We start from the raw sequence: 16,914 nt of genomic DNA on the forward strand, positions 1-16,914 counted from the left end.
CAGCACGGAGGGCGCCGCCCCGGGAGTCCCGGGACGGCGCCCTCGTCGGCAACGGCGCGGCTAGTCGCTCCCGGTGCTCCGCAGCGGCGCGGTCGAGCCGCGCACCACGAGCTCGGGCTCGAACAGCAGCTCGTCGCGCGACACGTCGGCCCCCGCGATCATGCTCGCGAGCAGGTCGACGGCCGCGCGCCCCATGGGCTCGATGGGCTGGCGGACGGTCGTGAGCGCGGGGTCTGTCGAGTTCATGAGCGCCGAGTCGTCGTAACCGACGACCGAGACGTCGGTCGGCACCTGCTTGCCGGCCCGGCGCACCGCGCGGATCGCGCCGAGCGCGAGCGGGTCGCTCGCGCAGACGATCGCCGTCGCCCCGGCGTCGAGGAGCCGCACCGAGGCGGCCTGGCCGCTCTCGAGCGAGTACTGGCTGTGCTGGACGAGCGCGGGGTCGATGGTCACGCCGTGGCGGGCTGCGAGCGCATGGGCCGCGGCGAGCTTGCGCTCGGACGGGATGTGGTCGGTCGGCCCGAGGAGCAGCCCGATCCGGCGGTGCCCCAGCGACAGCAGGTGCCCGAGCGCCTGGTTCATGGCGACGACGTCGTCGCACGAGACCCGCGGGAAGTCGAGCGACTCGATCGAGGCGTTCATGAGGACCACGGGCAGGTTGCGCTCGGCGAGGCGCCGGTACGGCTCGTGGTCGGCCTCGCGCTGGGCGTAGAACCCGCCCGCGAAGAGCACGCCCGAGACCTGCTGGCCGAGCAGCAGGTCGATGTACTCGGACTCGGTGATGCCGCCCGCGGTGCGCGTGCAGAGCACGGGCGTGAACCCCTGCTGCGCGAGCGCCCCGCCGATGACCTCGGCGAACGCCGGGAAGATGGGGTTGGCGAGCTCGGGGAGCACGAGGCCGACGAGCCGTCCGCGCTCACCGCGCAGCTTGGTGGGGCGCTCGTACCCGAGCACGTCGAGGGCCGTGAGGACGGAGTCGCGCGTCGCCTGGGAGACCCCGGGCTTGCCGTTGAGCACGCGGCTGACCGTGGCCTCGCTGACGCCGACCTTCTTGGCCACCTCGGCAAGTCGTCTGGACATGCTCCTGACTATACGCAGAGCGCAAGCGGCTTGCGTTCGCTTGCGCAATCTTGAGTGGCCCCGTCGGCGCTCGTCGGGCTGCCCGTCAGCGCCGTCACCGTCCCCGCGTGACCGTGTGTCCCGCGTCGGTAAGCACGTCCGCGGCGGACTCGACCGAGTCCTCGGGGACCAGCACCAGGTCGGCGTGGAACGTCGACGCGACGAAGACCGCGATCCCCGCGTCGGCGAGCGGGCCGACGATCGCCGCGAGCATGCCGGGCTTGCCGAGCCCGTGGGGGTCGCCGTAGAAACCGGCCCACCGGTCGCCGCCCCCGCCGAAGGGCGAGGCCTCGCGCAGGACGGTCAGGCCTTCGGGTGCGCGGACGAGCGCGACCCACTCGTCGTCGTCGGGGAAGGACGCGTGGGGCTCGTGCGCGAGCGTGAAGAACGAGTCGAGGAGGCGGAGCTTCTGCGCGGACATGCCCGCGAGCCTAGGGCGCACCACCGACACGCGAATCACCCCCGAGAGGTGTCGTGCAGTGCACAACAACCCGTGTGCGCGGCACACTCCGAGCGCCGGGCCGTGGTTAGGCTCGACGCGTGAGCGCCCCCACCCCCACACCCGGGCTCCTGCCCGCACCCGTGAGCCTGCACCCTGCCGCCGGCTCGTTCCCGCTGGCCGACGGCACGCCGGTCCGCACGGACCCTGCACTGGTCGCCGCCGCGCGCTGGTGGCGACGGGTCACCGAGGACGCGTTCGGCCTCGACCTGCCGTTCACCGTCAGCCCCGCCGGTCCGTCGTCGGGCGGCACGTCCCTGCCCGACGCCGCCGCTCCCGCGGGCGTGACCCTCGCCCTCGACGCGGCGCGCCCCGCAGGCGGCTACCGCCTCGAGGTCACCCCCGAGTCCGTGCTGCTCACGGCCGCCGACGCGGCCGGTGCCCACGCGGGCGTCCAGACGCTGCGCCAGCTCGCGGGACCGCAGGCCTACCGCGCGGCGCCGGTCGCCGGCGTCCCGGCGGACGCCGCCCAGCTGCCCGCCCTCACGATCGAGGACCACCCGCGCTTCGGCTGGCGCGGCGTGCTGCTCGACGTCGCCCGGCACTTCCTGCCCACGCGCGAGGTCCTGCGGTTCGTCGACCTCGCGGCGGCGCACAAGCTCAACGTGGTCCAGCTCCACCTCACGGACGACCAGGGCTGGCGCATGCAGGTCCACCGCTACCCGCTCCTCACGGAGGTCGGCGGCTGGCGCACCGAGTCGAACGTCGGGACGTGGCGCACGGGGGTCTTCGACGGACGGCCGCACGGTGGCTTCTACTCCCAGGACGACCTGCGCGAGATCGTCGCCTACGCCCGCGAGCGTGGCGTCGTCGTCGTGCCCGAGATCGACGCCCCCGGGCACGTCGAGGCGGCCGTCGCGGCCTACCCGTTCCTCGGGACCCGCAAGGCGCCGCACGCGGTGCGCACCACGTGGGGTGTGAGCACCGAGGTCCTCGACCCCTCGGACGAGGCGCTCGAGTTCTTCACGAACGTGCTGGACGAGGTCCTCGACGTCTTCGACTCCCCCTGGATCGCGATCGGCGGCGACGAGGTCCCCACGACCCTGTGGCGCGAGAACCCCGCGATCGTGGCCCGCGCCGAGGAGCGCGGCCTCGCGGACGTCGCCGACCTCGCGGGCTGGTTCCTGGCCCGCCTGAGCGAGCACGTCACGGCCAAGGGGCGTCGGGCGGTCGTGTGGGACGAGGGCTTCGGCGAGCAGCTCCCGCGCGACGTCGTCGTGACCGCGTGGCGCGGCTTCACGGTCGGCGCGGACGCGCTCGAGGCGGGCAACGACGTCGTCATGGCCCCCGAGCAGGTCGTGTACCTCGACCACCGCGCGGGCGACGGCGAGGACGAGCCCGTGCCCGTCGGCTTCCTGCGCACGGTCGAGGACGTCTACGCGTTCGACCCGTTCCCGCCCGAGGTCCTCGCGCAGTACCCGGGGCTCGACGCCGCGCCCGGCCGCCTGCTGGGCGCACAGGCCGAGGTCTGGTCCGAGCACCTCGACTCCCCGCGCCGCGTCGACTACGCGGCGTTCCCGCGCCTCGCGGCGTTCGCGGAGGTCGTCTGGAGCCCGACGGCGGAGCGCGCCCCGGGCGGGTCGGCCTCGGCCGAGTTCCTCGCGCGGCTCGGGCACGACCACCTGCCGCGCCTCGACGCGGCAGGGGTCGAGTACCGCCCGCTCGACGGGCCGAAGCCCTGGCAGCAGCGCCCCGGCGTGCACGGCTTCCTGCGCCACCTCGACCAGGAGATGGCGGCGGGCGGCTGGGCGGGCGTGGGCGGCTGGGTCGAGGGCCGCGACGAGCACTCGGAGGGACAGGCATGAGCACCACGGACCAGCCGGTGACGCTCGTCGTCCGCGGCGCACGGCTCACGACCCCGGAGGGGCTGTCGGAGCCCGTCGACGTGCTGGTCGCGGGCGACACGATCGACGACGTCGTCCCGGCGGGCACCGTGCCCGTGCCCGCGGGGGCGCACGTGGTCGAGGCCGCGGGGCGCATCGCGTTCCCCGGCTTCATCGACTCCCACGTGCACGGCGAGGCCGCGGTCCTGGACCCCGACGTGCAGCTCGCGATGCTGCGCCAGGGCGTCACGAGCATCGTCACCGGGCAGGACGGCGTCTCCTACGCCCCCTCGGCGCCGCTGCCCGTCGCGGACGGAGCCCCCGACGCGCACACCTGGGCCACGGGCTACTTCAGCGCGATCAACGGCGAGCACCCCACGTTCCGGGGCGGCTCGGTCGCGGACCTGCTCGCGACCTACGAGGGCACGACGCCGCTCAACGTCGCCTACCTCGTGCCGCACGGCACGCTGCGCTACGGCGTCCTGGGCGGCGCGGCCCGCCCCGCGACGCCCGAGGAGACCGGTCGCATGGTCGCCCTGCTGCGCGAGGCGCTCGACGACGGCGCGTGCGGCATGTCCACGGGCCTCGAGTACGCCCCGGCCTCGAACGCGACCGACGACGAGCTCGTCGCCCTGGCCCGCGTCCTCGCCGAGCACGACCTGCCCCACGTGAGCCACATGCGCGGCTACGAGGACAAGGCCGGGACCGCGATGGCCGAGCTCGTCCGGGTCGCCCGGGCGTCGGGCGTCGCGACCCACGTCTCGCACTACCACGGCCCCGCGGCCGAGCTCGTGGGCTACGTCGAGGACGCCCACGCGGCCGGGCTCGACGTCACGTTCGACTCCTACCCGTACCTGCGCGGCGCCTCGATCCTCTCGATGGTCTCGCTGCCCACGTGGCTGCCCGTCGCGGACCCGGACGCCACGGTCGCGATGCTCCAGGACCCCGGCGTCGTCGCGCGCCTCAAGGCCGAGCACTTTCCCGGCCTCGCCGCCCTCTGGGGCCGCGTGACCATGGCCGCCGTCCCCGGCGAGCTGCGCTGGAGCGAGGGCATGGCCCTGCTCGACGTGGCCGACCGGCTCGGCCTCGACCCGGTCGACACGACGCTGCGCATCCTCGTCTCGACGCACCTGCGTGCGGGCTGCGTGTTCGCGCAGCCGCCGACCAACTCCCCCGGGTCCGTCCGCACGCTCCTGCGCCACCCTGCGCAGATGGCCGGGTCGGACGCCATCTACCAGGGCGGGCGCCCCCACCCGCGTGGCTGGGGCGCGTTCGCGCGGTTCCTCGCGGAACACGTGCGCACGCTCGGGGACTGGACGTGGCACGAGGCCGAGCGGCACCTGTCGACCGCGGCCGCCGAGCGCTTCGGGTTCACCGACCGGGGCCGCCTGGTGCCCGGCGCGCGCGCGGACGTCGCACTGCTCGACCCGGAGACCGTGCAGGACGTCGCGACGTACGAGGACCCGCGCCGGCCCGCGACCGGGATCGACGACGTACTCGTCGCCGGCGTCCCCGTGCTCGCGGGCGGCCTGCCCACCGGGGCCACCCCCGGGCGTGCGCTGCGACCGACCGTCCCGGCGGTCCGCGCGTGAGCGTCGGCCCGCGGGCCACCGCGACCACCGCCGTCACGACCACCGACGCCGCGAGCAGGAACTCGTCCCAGTCGCTGCGGCGCGCGCTCGGGATCCTCGACGCGCTGCGCCACGACGCGGCGCGCGGACTGAGCCTCGTCGAGCTCGCGGACGTCCTCGGAACGCACAAGAGCACGGTCTCGCGCCTGCTCGCGCCTCTCGTCGAGGTCCACCTCGTCCGGCGCACCCCGACCGGGCGCTTCGTGCTGGGGGCTGGCACGCTGCGGCTCGGCCAGGCGTACCTCGAAGGGCTCGACCTGCGCACGGTCGCCGAACCGCACCTCGCGGCGCTCATGCGCGCCTCGGGGGCCACGTGCCACCTCGTCGTGCACGACGGCCTCGACGTCGTCTACATCGACAAGAAGGAGAACACCGCGGTCGTACGCATGGCCTCGCGCATCGGGCGCCGCATGCCGCTGTACTGCACGGGCGTCGGCAAGGCGATCCTCGCTGCGAGCGACGTCGAGCTCCTCGACGCCGTGCTCGAGCACCCCATGCCCGCCGTCACCGCGCGCACCGTCACGAGCCCCGAGCACCTGCGGGCCGAGATCCGCACGGTCGCCCAGCGCGGCTACGCGATCGACGACCGCGAGAACGAGGCCGAGGTGCGCTGCGTCGCGGCCGCCGTCGTCGACCACACGGAGACCGCGATCGGCGCGCTCTCCGTCTCCGCCCTCGCCTCGCACATGCCGCCCGCACGGGTGCGCGAGCTGGGCCCGCTCGTCGTGCAGGCCGCCCGCGCGGTCTCCGCCGGGATGGGCTCCGTGCGCTGCGGCTACGAACCCACCGGGAGGAACGCATGACCCACCCCACCCAGCCACCCGCACACGCGACCGGGCCGGCGGCGGCGAGCGCCGTCGTCGGGCCGGCGACCAAGGGCCTGCGGCTCGACGCCGAGCGGACCGTCGCCGACGTGCTCGCCGACTCGCCCCGCATCACCGACGACGCCTTCTCCTGGCCGCTCCTGACGCTCGACGACGCGGCGCTCGACCACAACGTCGCGCTCATGGCGCGACTGTGCGCCGAGCACGGCGTCGAGCACGCACCGCACGTCAAGACCGCGATGTCCCGCTCGCTCTACGCGCGCCAGGCACGCGCCGGGGCGTGGGGCGCGACCGTCGCGACCCCGTCCCAGCTGCGCGTCGTGCGCACGTGGGGGGTCGAGCGGGTGTTCCTCGCGAACGAGCTCATGGACCCGCGCGACATCGCGTGGCTGCGCCGCGAGCTCGAGGCCTCGGTCGCCCCGGGCGGTGCGCCGTTCGAGGCGTGGGTGTACGTCGACTCGATCGAGGGCGTCGGGCTCCTCACGCGCGGCTTCGCGGGGGCGACCCCCGAGGTCGTCGCGGGGCTCGGCGTGCTCGTCGAGGTCGGCGTCCCGGGCGGGCGCACGGGTGTGCGCAGCACGGCCGACGCGCTGGGCCTGGCCCGCGCCGTGCGCGCCGCAGGCCTGCGCGTGCCGGGCGTCGCCGGGTACGAGGGGTCGGCCGCGGGCGGCACCACGCCCGAGGACCTCGCCAAGGTCACCGCCTACTGCCGGGGCCTGCGCGACGTCGCGGCCGCGTTCGTCCGCGAGGGCCTCGTGCCCGACGACGAGCCCGTGGTCGTGACCGCGGGCGGCAGCTCGTTCCTCGACGTCGTGCTCGCCGAGCTCCCCGGCCCGCTCACCATCCCGGGCAGCGCCGGGACCGACGGCCCCGACGGGTCCTCGGTCACGCGCGACGTGCGCGTCGTCGTGCGCTCGGGCGCGTACGTCACCCACGACCACGGCTTCTGCGCGCGCATGGACCCGTGGGACCGCATCCCGGGCGGCGAGCCGATGCACGCGGCCGCGGTCGTGTGGGGGCAGGTGCTCTCGGTCCCCGAGCCAGGGCTCGTGCTGTGCGGCGTGGGCCGGCGCGACGTGTCGTACGACATCGACCTGCCGACGGCCCTGTGGCTGCGCACGCTCGACGAGAACGGCGGGCTGCGCCCGGCGCAGGACCTCGCGGGGGCGCGCGTCACGGGACTCAACGACCAGCACCTGTACCTCACGATCGACCCCACGCCCGCGGGCAGCGCCCCGGTCACGACGCAGATCCGGCCCGGCGACGTCGTCGGTCTCGGGATCTCGCACCCGTGCACGCTGTTCGACAAGTGGCGCGTGGCCGTCGTCGTGAGCGACGACGACCAGGTCGTCGACATCGTCGGCACCGAGTTCTGACCCCGGTCGCGGAGCACCCGGACCACCCCGAGAGAAAGAGACACGATGAGCACCCCCAAGACCCCGATCAGCACCCCGCACGCACCGGCACCGGCCCACACCTTCCACCAGGGTGTGCGCAAGGGCCCGTTCGTCCAGGTCTCGGGTCAGGGCCCGGTCGACCCCGCGACGAGCGAGTACCTGTACCCCGGGGACGTCGCGGCGCAGACCACGCGCACCCTGGAGAACGTCAAGGCCATCGTCGAGGGCGCGGGCGCCACGTTCGACGACGTCGTGATGCTGCGCGTCTACCTCACCAAGCGCGAGGACTTCCCGATCATGAACGACGCGTACGGCGCGTTCGTCGAGGCCAACTGCCCGGGCGGCGTCCTGCCGGCCCGCACCACGGTCTTCACGGGCCTGCCCCGCGAGGAGATGCTGGTCGAGATCGACGGGCTCGCGATCACGGACTGACGCTCCCTCCGCCGCTGAGTGCGTGATTCGGCTGCGACTCGCCGGGCGTGTCGCAGCCGAACCATGCACTCAGCGGAACGCGCGCCGTGGGTGGCCGCGCCTAGCCTGGCGGGATGATCGAGACGCTCGCCATCGAGGGCTACCGCTCGCTGCGGCACCTCGTCCTGCCCCTGGGCCGCCTCACGGTCGTGACGGGCGCCAACGGCGTGGGCAAGTCGAGCCTGTACCGCTCGCTGCGTCTGCTCGCCGAGTGCGCGCTGGGCGGCGCGGTCGGGGCGCTGGCCCGCGAGGGCGGCCTGCCCTCGACGCTGTGGGCCGGGCCGGAGGTCGTCGGGCGCTCGGTGCGCGAGGGCGTGCACCCCGTGCAGGGCACGGTGCGCGGTGGCCCGGTCGCGCTGCGGCTGGGCTTCGCGAGCGGCCCGGACCCCCTGCCCGACGGCGCGGCGTCCGCAGGTGCGTCGCTCACCGGCGCGTACGGGTACGCGATCGACCTGGGGCTGCCGCAGGACGGCGGCGCGTCGTTCGGCCTGGACCCCGAGATCAAGACCGAGGTCGTCTGGTCGGGACCTGTCCTGCGCCCCGCGACGCTCGTCGCCGACCGGCACGGCCCCTCGGTCCGGCTGCGCGACGAGGACGGGGTGTGGCAGGCGTCAGGGCGCCGGCTGCGGTCCTTCGACAGCATGCTCTCGGAGGTCGTGGACCCGGTCGGCGCCCCCGAGCTCGTGCTGGTGCGCGAGCGCCTGCGCTCCTGGCGCTTCTACGACCAGTTCCGCACCGACGCCCTGGCCCCGGCTCGCGCCTCGCACGTCGGCACCCGCACCCCGGTCCTCGCGCACGACGGCGCCGACCTCGCCGCGGCCCTCGAGACGATCCGCGAGCTGGGCCTGGCCGACGACCTGGACGCCGCTGTCGAGGACGCGTTCCCCGGGTCGAGCGTGCGCGTGCGGGTGACGGACGACGGCCGGTTCTCGCTCGAGCTGCGCCAGCACGGCCTGCTGCGCCCGCTGGGCAGCGCCGAGCTGTCCGACGGCACGCTGCGCTACCTGCTGTGGGTCGCCGCCCTGCTCACCCCCCGGCCGCCCGAGCTGCTCGTGCTCAACGAGCCCGAGACGAGCCTGCACCCCGAGCTGCTGCCCGCGCTCGGAGCCCTGGTCGCCGGGGCCGCGCGACGCACGCAGGTCGTGGTCGTGACGCACTCACAGGCGTTGGTCCGGGCCATGGAGGACGCGGCGGTCGGCTCGCGAACGGCCTCCCCGGCGCTCGTGCACGTCGAGCTCGTCAAGGAGCTCGGCGAGACGACGGTCGCGGGCCGCGAGGGACCGCTCGACGAGCCGCAGTGGCACTGGCCCAAACGCTGAGTGCATGGTCCGGCCGCGACTCGCCGGGCGCGTCGCGGCCGGATCATGCACTTAGCGGCCGGGATCAGCGACGCACGGACCCCAGGTACAGGCTCGTGACCGACGCCGCGACCTCGGTCAACCGGCTCGCGGTGCGCGCCACGAGCTCCTCGAGGTCGGTCGGTCCGGGAGCGATCGAGAACGCCGCCGTGATCCCCGCGGCACGCGACTGCCGCGCGGGCAGGAGCACCTGCCCGGCGATCACCACGACGGGCGGCCGGCCCGGCGCGGCCGCGGCGAGCGCCCCGATCCCGTCGGCGACCTTGCCGTTGACGGACTGCGAGTCGAACGAGCCCTCGCCGGTGAGCACCAGGTCGGCGTCCGCGACGGCCGCGGGCAGCCCGATCGCCTGCGCGACCAGGGTCGCGCCGTGCTCGAGCTCGGCGCCGAGGACCGCGACGAGGGCCGCCGGCACCCCACCGGCAGCGCCCGCCCCCGAGAGGTCGTGCGTGCGGACGCCGGTCTCGCGCTCGAGCAGGTCGGCCCAGCGCACGAGCGCCGTGTCCAGGAACGCGACGTCCGCCTCGCTCGCCCCCTTCTGCGGCCCGAACACCGCGGCCGCCCCGCGCTCGCCCACGAGCGGGTTCGTCACGTCGACGGCCAGCCGCCACCGCACCTCGCGGGCCCGCGGGTGCAGTCCCCCGAGGTCGAGGCCGACGACCCGAGCGAGCCCCTCGCCGCCGTCGGGCACGAGGGTCCCGGCGAGCTCCCCGTCCGCCGACGAGGCGACCGTCGCGACCGAGTGCGCGAGGAGCCGGGCGCCGAGACCGGTGAGGACTCCTGCGCCGCCGTCCGTCGAGGCGGAACCGCCGAGGCACAGGACGACCTCCTCGACCCCGGCGTCCAGGACCGCCGCGCACGCCTCTCCCGTGCCGCGCGTGTGCGCGTGGAGCGGCTGGAGGACGACGTCGCTCACAGCCGGCAGGCCGCTCGCCGCGGCGAGCTCGACCACGCCGATGCGGCGGTCGGCCGACACCCCGTAGCGTGCCCGGCGCGGGCGCCCGATCGCGTCGACCGTCTCGACCTCGCGCGCCTCGACCCCCCACACGGACAGGAGCGCGTCGAGCGTGCCCTCGCCGCCGTCGGCCATGGGCAGGAGCCTGACCTCGGAGTCCGGTGCCGCGGCCAGGACGCCGTCGGCGAGGTGCCGGGCCACGTCCGTGGCCGTCGCGGAGCCCTTGAACGAGTCGGGCGCGATCACGACGCGCAGCGGTCGCGGGCCGGTGCGCGCGGGGTCGACGGTCGGTGCGGCGTTCGTCGTCGGAGGCACGCCCCGATCGTAGCCAGCGGGTCCGGCCCGCGCCGTGTGGGGGACCTGGTCAGGAGGGTGCCGTCGCGCTCGTGGGATCCGCGGCACCGGCCGTCCCTGTCCGTGCCGCGACCGCAGCGTCGATCCGCGCCTGCGTGCGCGCCTCGCGACGCCGGCGTGCGCGCAGGACCGCGAGCACCGCACCGACGAGGACGAGCAGCGTCCCGAGCTGGACCCACGGCAGGGTCCACGCCGCGTAGGTACCGGTCACGGGGGCGAGCGCGACCTCGACCACGTCGTCGCCCACGACGAGCGGGGTCGTGGTCAGGTCGCCCGAGACCTTGCCCAGCGGCCAGACGCCGTCGAGCACGACGCTCCCGCTCGCCTCCTGGCCGGGCAGCACCTCGCGCTGGGCGGGGGCCACGACGTCGCGGGCGTTCCAGCCGAAGAGACCGGATCCCACGACCTGGGTGTCCGCGCCGAGCCGGACGTTGCCCTCGTTCGCGACCGTGTAGTCGACGCGCACCGCGCCGGGCGCGAAAGGGTTCCAGCTCGGCTCGTAGGTCGCACGGACGTCCGTGAGCGCGAGCGCCGGGGCCAGGTCGCCCCCTACGCGCAGGTGCACGCGGGCGCCCACGCGCGTGTCGAACGTGACGGCCGACCCGTCGCCCTCGGGGCGAGCCAGGGCTGCGACGACCCCGGCCGGGTGGTCCCCGGGCGTCGCGTCGGCGGGGACCGAGACCGTGAACGGCACGGTCACCGACGACTCCGCGGCGACCTCGACGCGCTGGGTCGGCCCGGCGGCCTCTCCCTCACCGAGGGTGATCCACGCGCCGCCGTCGACCGGGGCAGTGCCCGCGGGGAGCAGGTCGAACTGCCCGTCCGCGGTCACGACGCCGTCGCTCGCGTACACGTCGAACGTCGCGGGGTGGGCGCTGAAGTTGGTCACGGTCACGTGGTCGCTCGCCTGCCCGCCGGGGTCGACGGTCAGGCGGAACGAGACGCGCCCGTCGGGCCCGTCGGCCGTCGCGGGCTCGACGGCCCACGTGGTCCTCGCGGGGCCCGGGTCGGACGCCGCGGTCGCGGACGGGCCGGGTAGTCCGGACAGTGACGCAAGAGCGAGCGCGAGGACGGCTACGGGCCGGACGGCGCGAGAGAGGACGTTCATCGATGGGCTCCGAGCGGGGGAAGGTGCACGACCCGCTCCGGTCGGCGACCCGCACGCACGGGCGCGCGACGCCGTCGGGCGGACGGACGGGGGGCGGACGGGTGCGCCGCCGGGAGACGACCCGCCGGGCCCCGGCGCCACGAGAGCGCACCGGGGCCCGAGGGTTCGTCAGGCGACGGTCAGTCGACCGGGAAGAGCGAGACCGTCAGGGCGCCCGCGTAGTCGCCCGCGCGGGTGTCGACCGGGACCTCGAGCGCCAGGTCGGCCGAGACCGTCGTGGTGCCCAGACGCCCGTCCGCCGTCGCGGTCGCGAGCGTGGCCGGTGCCGCGAGGCCCGTGCCGCCACCCAGGAGCGACGCGACGGGCGAGCCTGCGCTCACGCCGTCCTTGGCCGAGACCAGGCCCGGGGTCCAGCCGAGGTTCTGGGCGCGCAGCGTGCGCGGGCCCGACGTCAGGTCGCTCGACTGGCCCGAGACGGTCCAGCCGCCCGCGCCGACCGTGGCGGCCGCGCGCGAGTCGGTCACCGAGACCTCGGGAAGCCGTCCCGCGAAGCGCAGGCGGTCCCCCACGTTCTCGCCGCCCGTGAGCGCGACGCCCGCACCAGCGTCCGAGACCGACAGCGTGAGCTTGCCGCCCACCTCGCCGGCCTCGGGCACGGTCGCGACCAGCGGGATGCCGTCCGCGTCGTTCGCGGCCCACAGCTCGTTCGAGACGCGGCCCACGTCGGCGTTGTCGAGGTACGCGCCGCGCACCGGGTCGGTGCCCGTCGCGGCGGCCGCGAGCAGCTCGGAGCCCGGGCCCTTGGCGTACACGGGCACGAGGTGGTTGGTGTGGCCGCCGCTGTTCCAGCTGACCTGCGGGGCGCCGCCCTGCACGCCCTGGACCGGGGTCCAGGCCGGGTTCGCCGCGGGACCGGAGAGGTAGCCGCACTCGTGGTCGGCGGTGATGACGACGAGGGTCTCGTCCCAGCTCGAGTTCTCCTCGACCCAGTCGACGACCGTCTCGATGGTCCGGTTGAAGTCGACCTGCTCCTCGACCGCGCCCGCGGTGTTGTTGTCGTGCGAGGCCCAGTCGATCGCGCCGCCCTCGATCATGACGAAGAAGCCCTCGTCGGAGGCGTTGGACAGCACGTTGAGCGCGGCGTCCGTCATCTGCGGGAGCGAGGGGACGTTGTCGTTCTGCGGGGCGGTGAACGGTACGCCGCCCGGCTTCAGGGACGTGCGGTCGGCCTGGAGCGTGCCCGCGACCTGCGCGGTGCCCAGCACGTGCGTGGGCGTGTCGCCCTCGGCGAGCGCGAGGAAGTCGTCCTTCGACTCGACCAGGTCGAACGCCGACTGGCCGTCGACCAGCGTGTTCCACTCGGTCTCGCCGATGTAGTCGTACTTCGGGGTCGAGCGCTTGTCGCCGTTGTCGTCGTACCAAGGGTTGCCCGCACCGAAGATCACGTTGGCGCCCGAGTCCATCATGTCGGCCGCGATGTCGTGGTAGTTGTTGCGGTGCTCGTTGTGCGCCAGGTAGGACGCGGGCGTCGCGTGGGTCCACGGCACCGACGTGACGACGCCCGTGGCCTTGCCCAGCTCGAGCGCGCGCTCGGCGACCGTCCTGAGGTCCTCGTGGTTCTCGTCCTGGCCGATCACGTTGTTGAGCGTCTTGACGCCCGTCGCGAGGGTCGTGGCCGCCGCTGCGGAGTCGGTCGAGTTCTTCAGCGGCGCCGCGAAGCTGCTCCAGTTCTGGGCAGGGTCGTACGTGTTGCCGAACTGGTACGTGGACATCGCGAGGGCGACCGGGAACTCCTGGTACACCTGCGTGCCGGCCTGACCGGGGACCGGCGTCGAGACGCCGCCGGGCTTCACGGTGGTCTGGTAGGCCGTGCGGCCGTGCTCGAACTGGCTGCCGAGGTCGACCTGGTTGAACCCCATCCCGTCACCGATGAGGTGGATGATGTTCTTCGGTCCCGGCGCCCCCGGGTCGGCGGACGGCGCGGCGAGCGCCGGCGTGGTCGAGGAGATCGCGATACCCGCCGCGAGGACGCCCGTGCCGGCGACCCGCAGCCACTTCATCGGTACACGTGAAGTCATGGTCTCTTCCCTGTCGAGGTCTGGTCCGGTCCGGAGTCGAGTCCCGGCCGGCACGTCAGAGCCAAGCGGTCAGAGGTGGCGAGGGGGTGAACGGCGAAGGGCCGCGCGGGGACGGATGGGGTAAATGTCCGTCCCGCCCGGCGAGTCGCGGGAAGGCGCGCGGGAGGCGGAGCGCGCCGCGGGCGGGCGCGCCGCCTCAGCCCGGCGCGGGGAGGTCCGCGAACCGCACGAGCTGCCCCGCGGCCCGCTCGGCGCGCTCGTCGAGCCACGGCATGGGGAAGAGCTCGATCGTCCAGTCCTCCTTGGACGCGAACACGCCCGTGGGCACGATCAGGTCGCCCATGAACGCGAACAGGGGTCGCAGCGCCTGGTCGATCACGAGGGTGTGCCGGGCCGTGCCGCCCGTCGCGGCGAGCAGCACGGGCTTGTCAGCCATCGGGAGCGAGTCGACGAGGTCGAAGAAGGCCTTGAAGATCCCGGAGTAGGAGCCGCGGAACACGGGGGTCGCGACGATCAGCAGGTCGGCCTCCTCGACGGTCTTGAGCGCGAGCTCGAGCTCCTCGCTGCGCATCCCGATCACGGTCGCGGTCGCGACGTCCTGCGCGTGGTCGCGGACCTCGATCGTGCGGGCGTCGACCTGGGTGCCGCTGGCCGCAAGCCGTGCGACGGTCTTGTCGAGCAGGAGGTCGGTCAGGGCGCGCGTGGTCGAGGGGAAGCTCACCCCGCCGGTCACGGCGACGACGCTCAGCGGGCGGGGTGCGGACGCTCCGGCGTCCCGGGGTCCGGCGCTCACGCCTTGCTCCCGTCGCGTGCGGGGATGTCGCCCTGGGCGCCGCGGAGCTTGTCGAGCAGGCCCTTGAGGGTCGCCAGCTCGTCGGCGTCGAGCGCGCCACCCACGTAGGCGCCGATGGTGCGGACGTGCTTGCGCCCGATCTCCTTCTGGAGGCGCGCCCCCTCGGGGGTGAGGCGGACGATCGTGCCGCGTGCGTCGTCGGGCGCGGGGACGCGTTCGACGAGGCCGCGCTGCTCGAGGCGCTCGGCCATGCGGCTGAGCGAGGGCTGGCTGATGAGGACGTACTCGTTGAGGTCGCGCAGGCGGGTGCCGCCCTCGGGGCAGCCGGCGAGCGTGAAGAGCACGTCGTACTCGCGCATCGTCAGCTCTTCCCAGATGTCGTCGGCCTGGAAGCGGCGCATGAGGGCGACCTGGGTGCGGAAGAGCGACTCCCACGTCTCGGCGGCCTCTCGCGTGGTGGCTCGGTCGTGGACGGTGGGGGGCGCGGCGGTGCTGCTGGTCATGTGTCTCTCGATCCTGCGGGGTGCACCGGCCCGACGGCGGTGCTCGCCTCGTCGGCGCACGTCCCCCGGGTAGATGCGTTCGTATGAACTCGAGCGGTACAACCGACGGGGCGAGAGGTGTATTCCGGACGCGCTGGAGCGCGAGGAGCGGCCTACCTGCCGAGCCGCCGTTCGCGCTGCGAGTACGACCGCAGGGCACGCAGGTAGTCGACCCGGCGGAAGCTCGGCCAGTACGCCTCGCAGAAGTAGAACTCGGCGTGCGCGCTCTGCCACAGCAGGAACCCGCCCAGGCGCTGCTCGCCCGACGTGCGGATCACGAGCTCGGGGTCCGGCTGGCCCTTGGTGTAGAGGTGCTCCTCGATGTGCTCGACGTCGAGGTTCTCGGCGAGGTCCTGGAGCGAGGCGCCGCTCGCGGCCTGCTCGCTCAGGTAGGAGCGCACGGCGTCGGCGATCTCGTGCCGGCCGCCGTACCCGATCGCGACGTTGACCTGGAGCCCGTCGACCCCAGCGGTCTGGTCCTCCGCGTCGCGCAGCGCCTTGGCGAGGCGCTCGGGCAGGAGGTCGAGTCGGCCCATGACGCGCAGGCGCCAGCGGCCCGTCTCGGCGAGGTCGCACACGGCGTCCTCGATGATGTCGAGCAGCGCGCTGAGCTCCTCGCGCGAGCGCGAGAGGTTGTCCGTGGAGAGCATCCAGAGCGTGACGACCTCGATCCCGAGGTCCTCGCTCCAGGTGAGGAACTCGGCGATCTTGTCGGCACCGCGACGGTGACCGGTCGCGGCGGTCTCGCCGAAGGACTTCGCCCAGCGCCGGTTCCCGTCGAGGATGACGCCGACGTGACGTGGCATCGCCTCACGGGGCAGGGAGCTCGCGAGCCGTCGTTCGTACAGCCCGTAGAGCAGGTGGGGCATGCGCACGTGGGGTCCTTCGCGGTGTGTAATGGATGAGCGGCGACGGGGCCGGGCAGGGCCCGGGAGCGTCGCACGGACGACACGGGCACCGAGGAGCGCTCGGGGGCGTCGCTCGCCAAACGGTACCGGAGGCAACAGTCGATATGTCCCGAGGTCCGGCCCGGGAGACGCCTTTGCGCAGGATCTTCACAGTCCCCCGCAGCAACCTACGGTGACGTAACTTACGATGGCGTAGGTTGTTCCTGAGCCACGCACGTCGACTCACGCGCAGTCCCCCCGGGCCAGGGACGCATCGTCCCCCGCCCGCCGAACGAGTAGGAGCACCTCCGTGGCACGACCCTCCGACCGCCCGACCTCGGGCGACACCGTCGAGAACGCCCTCGACTCGGCAGCAGACGCCGTGTCGAGCGCGAGCGCGAAGGTCGCGGAAGCCATCAAGCCCCGGCTACGGGGCTGGATCCACGCCGGCACGTTCCCCGTCGCCCTCGTCGCGAGCATCGTCCTCGTGATCCTCGCGCCCCCCGTCGCGGGCAAGGTCTCGTGCGCCGTCTTCGGCCTGAGCGCGTGCCTGCTGTTCGGCACGAGCGCCGTCTACCACCGCGGCACCTGGTCACCGAAGGTCGCGGGGATCCTGCGCCGGGCCGACCACTCGAACATCTTCCTCATCATCGCGGGCACGTACACACCGCTCGCGGTGCTGCTCCTGCCGCAGAGGACCGCGACGATCCTGCTCGTCATCGTGTGGGCGGGCGCCCTGCTGGGGCTCGCCGCGCGCATCATCTGGCTCAACGCCCCGCGCTGGGTCTACGTGCCGATCTACGTCGCGCTCGGCTGGGTCGCGGTCGGGTACATGCCCCAGTTCTGGACGACGCCGTCCGGCCCGGCGATCGTGTGGCTCGTCGCGATCGGCGGCCTGGCGTACACGCTCGGCGCGGTCGTCTACGGGCTCAAGCGCCCCAACCCGAGCCCGCGCTGGTTCGGCTTCCACGAGATCTTCCACGTGCTGACGGTCGTGGGTTTCGGGTGCCACTACGCGGCGATCATGATCGCGGCGCTCAACGCCTGAGCCTTCCTGCACCCGCTGAGTGCGGAG

The 16,914-nt window shown here is 74.3% G+C and carries 15 protein-coding genes; 7 read left to right on the forward strand and 8 right to left on the reverse strand.

Annotation, left to right across the window (positions count from 1 at the left end):
• Nucleotides 1–60: 60 nt before the first annotated feature.
• Entirely contained in the window at nucleotides 61–1,080 is a 1,020-nt protein-coding gene (locus H9652_RS00860) for a LacI family DNA-binding transcriptional regulator (protein WP_191794210.1), read from the reverse strand.
• A 94-nt stretch (nucleotides 1,081–1,174) separates the two neighbouring features.
• Entirely contained in the window at nucleotides 1,175–1,540 is a 366-nt protein-coding gene (locus H9652_RS00865; protein ID WP_191794211.1) for an ACT domain-containing protein, read from the reverse strand.
• 119 nt (nucleotides 1,541–1,659) lie between these two features.
• Between H9652_RS00865 and H9652_RS00870 the strand changes: the two genes are divergently transcribed.
• The 6 genes from H9652_RS00870 to H9652_RS00895 all read left to right on the forward strand — a co-directional run bounded on the left by H9652_RS00870 (nucleotide 1,660) and on the right by H9652_RS00895 (nucleotide 9,083).
• Nucleotides 1,660–3,423 carry a beta-N-acetylhexosaminidase gene (locus H9652_RS00870; RefSeq protein WP_191794212.1) on the forward strand — a complete coding sequence of 588 codons (1,764 nt, stop codon included), beginning with the start codon at nucleotides 1,660–1,662 and terminating at the stop codon, nucleotides 3,421–3,423.
• A complete protein-coding gene (locus tag H9652_RS00875) occupies nucleotides 3,420–5,033 on the forward strand; it encodes an N-acyl-D-amino-acid deacylase family protein (RefSeq protein WP_191794213.1) in 1,614 nt (537 codons plus the stop codon). Before H9652_RS00870 ends, H9652_RS00875 begins: the two co-directional genes overlap by 4 nt.
• Nucleotides 5,030–5,875 carry an IclR family transcriptional regulator gene (locus H9652_RS00880; protein ID WP_191794214.1) on the forward strand — a complete coding sequence of 282 codons (846 nt, stop codon included), beginning with the start codon at nucleotides 5,030–5,032 and terminating at the stop codon, nucleotides 5,873–5,875. Before H9652_RS00875 ends, H9652_RS00880 begins: the two co-directional genes overlap by 4 nt.
• Nucleotides 5,872–7,272, forward strand: coding sequence for a type III PLP-dependent enzyme domain-containing protein (locus H9652_RS00885; protein ID WP_191794215.1), 1,401 nt, complete (start codon nucleotides 5,872–5,874; stop codon nucleotides 7,270–7,272). The genes H9652_RS00880 and H9652_RS00885 overlap by 4 nt, the downstream gene beginning before the upstream one ends.
• A 45-nt stretch (nucleotides 7,273–7,317) precedes the next feature.
• Nucleotides 7,318–7,725 (forward strand): RidA family protein, encoded by a 408-nt coding sequence (locus tag H9652_RS00890; RefSeq protein WP_138823291.1) that lies wholly within the window; start codon nucleotides 7,318–7,320, stop codon nucleotides 7,723–7,725.
• A 113-nt stretch (nucleotides 7,726–7,838) separates the two neighbouring features.
• Nucleotides 7,839–9,083, forward strand: coding sequence for an AAA family ATPase (locus H9652_RS00895; RefSeq protein WP_191794216.1), 1,245 nt, complete (start codon nucleotides 7,839–7,841; stop codon nucleotides 9,081–9,083).
• A 64-nt stretch (nucleotides 9,084–9,147) separates the two neighbouring features.
• Here H9652_RS00895 and H9652_RS00900 read toward each other — a convergent pair whose 3' ends face one another.
• The 6 genes from H9652_RS00900 to H9652_RS00925 all read right to left on the reverse strand — a co-directional run bounded on the left by H9652_RS00900 (nucleotide 9,148) and on the right by H9652_RS00925 (nucleotide 15,827).
• Nucleotides 9,148–10,392, reverse strand: a complete 1,245-nt coding sequence (locus H9652_RS00900; protein WP_191794217.1) for a glycerate kinase — start codon at nucleotides 10,390–10,392, stop codon at nucleotides 9,148–9,150.
• A gap of 49 nt (nucleotides 10,393–10,441) precedes the next feature.
• Nucleotides 10,442–11,539, reverse strand: coding sequence for a COG1470 family protein (locus H9652_RS00905; protein ID WP_191794218.1), 1,098 nt, complete (start codon nucleotides 11,537–11,539; stop codon nucleotides 10,442–10,444).
• 179 nt (nucleotides 11,540–11,718) lie between these two features.
• Nucleotides 11,719–13,617 carry an alkaline phosphatase gene (locus H9652_RS00910; protein WP_191794219.1) on the reverse strand — a complete coding sequence of 633 codons (1,899 nt, stop codon included), beginning with the start codon at nucleotides 13,615–13,617 and terminating at the stop codon, nucleotides 11,719–11,721.
• A gap of 196 nt (nucleotides 13,618–13,813) precedes the next feature.
• The gene (locus H9652_RS00915) at nucleotides 13,814–14,410 is read right to left on the reverse strand and encodes a CE1759 family FMN reductase (protein WP_191794220.1); all 597 of its coding nucleotides are present in this window, start codon (nucleotides 14,408–14,410) and stop codon (nucleotides 13,814–13,816) included.
• On the reverse strand, nucleotides 14,407–14,913 hold the full coding sequence (locus H9652_RS00920; RefSeq protein ID WP_191794221.1) for a MarR family winged helix-turn-helix transcriptional regulator: 507 nt from the start codon (nucleotides 14,911–14,913) through the stop codon (nucleotides 14,407–14,409). Before H9652_RS00920 ends, H9652_RS00915 begins: the two co-directional genes overlap by 4 nt.
• A 152-nt stretch (nucleotides 14,914–15,065) precedes the next feature.
• The gene (locus H9652_RS00925; protein WP_191794222.1) at nucleotides 15,066–15,827 is read right to left on the reverse strand and encodes an isoprenyl transferase; all 762 of its coding nucleotides are present in this window, start codon (nucleotides 15,825–15,827) and stop codon (nucleotides 15,066–15,068) included.
• Between the two features lie 322 nt (nucleotides 15,828–16,149).
• Here H9652_RS00925 and trhA point away from each other — a divergent pair, with 322 nt between their 5' ends.
• Entirely contained in the window at nucleotides 16,150–16,887 is a 738-nt protein-coding gene (trhA, locus tag H9652_RS00930) for a PAQR family membrane homeostasis protein TrhA (protein WP_191794223.1), read from the forward strand.
• The last annotated feature ends 27 nt before the right edge of the window (nucleotides 16,888–16,914 follow it).

It is taken from the genome of Oerskovia rustica (assembly GCF_014836555.1).
Taxonomy (GTDB): domain Bacteria; phylum Actinomycetota; class Actinomycetes; order Actinomycetales; family Cellulomonadaceae; genus Oerskovia; species Oerskovia rustica.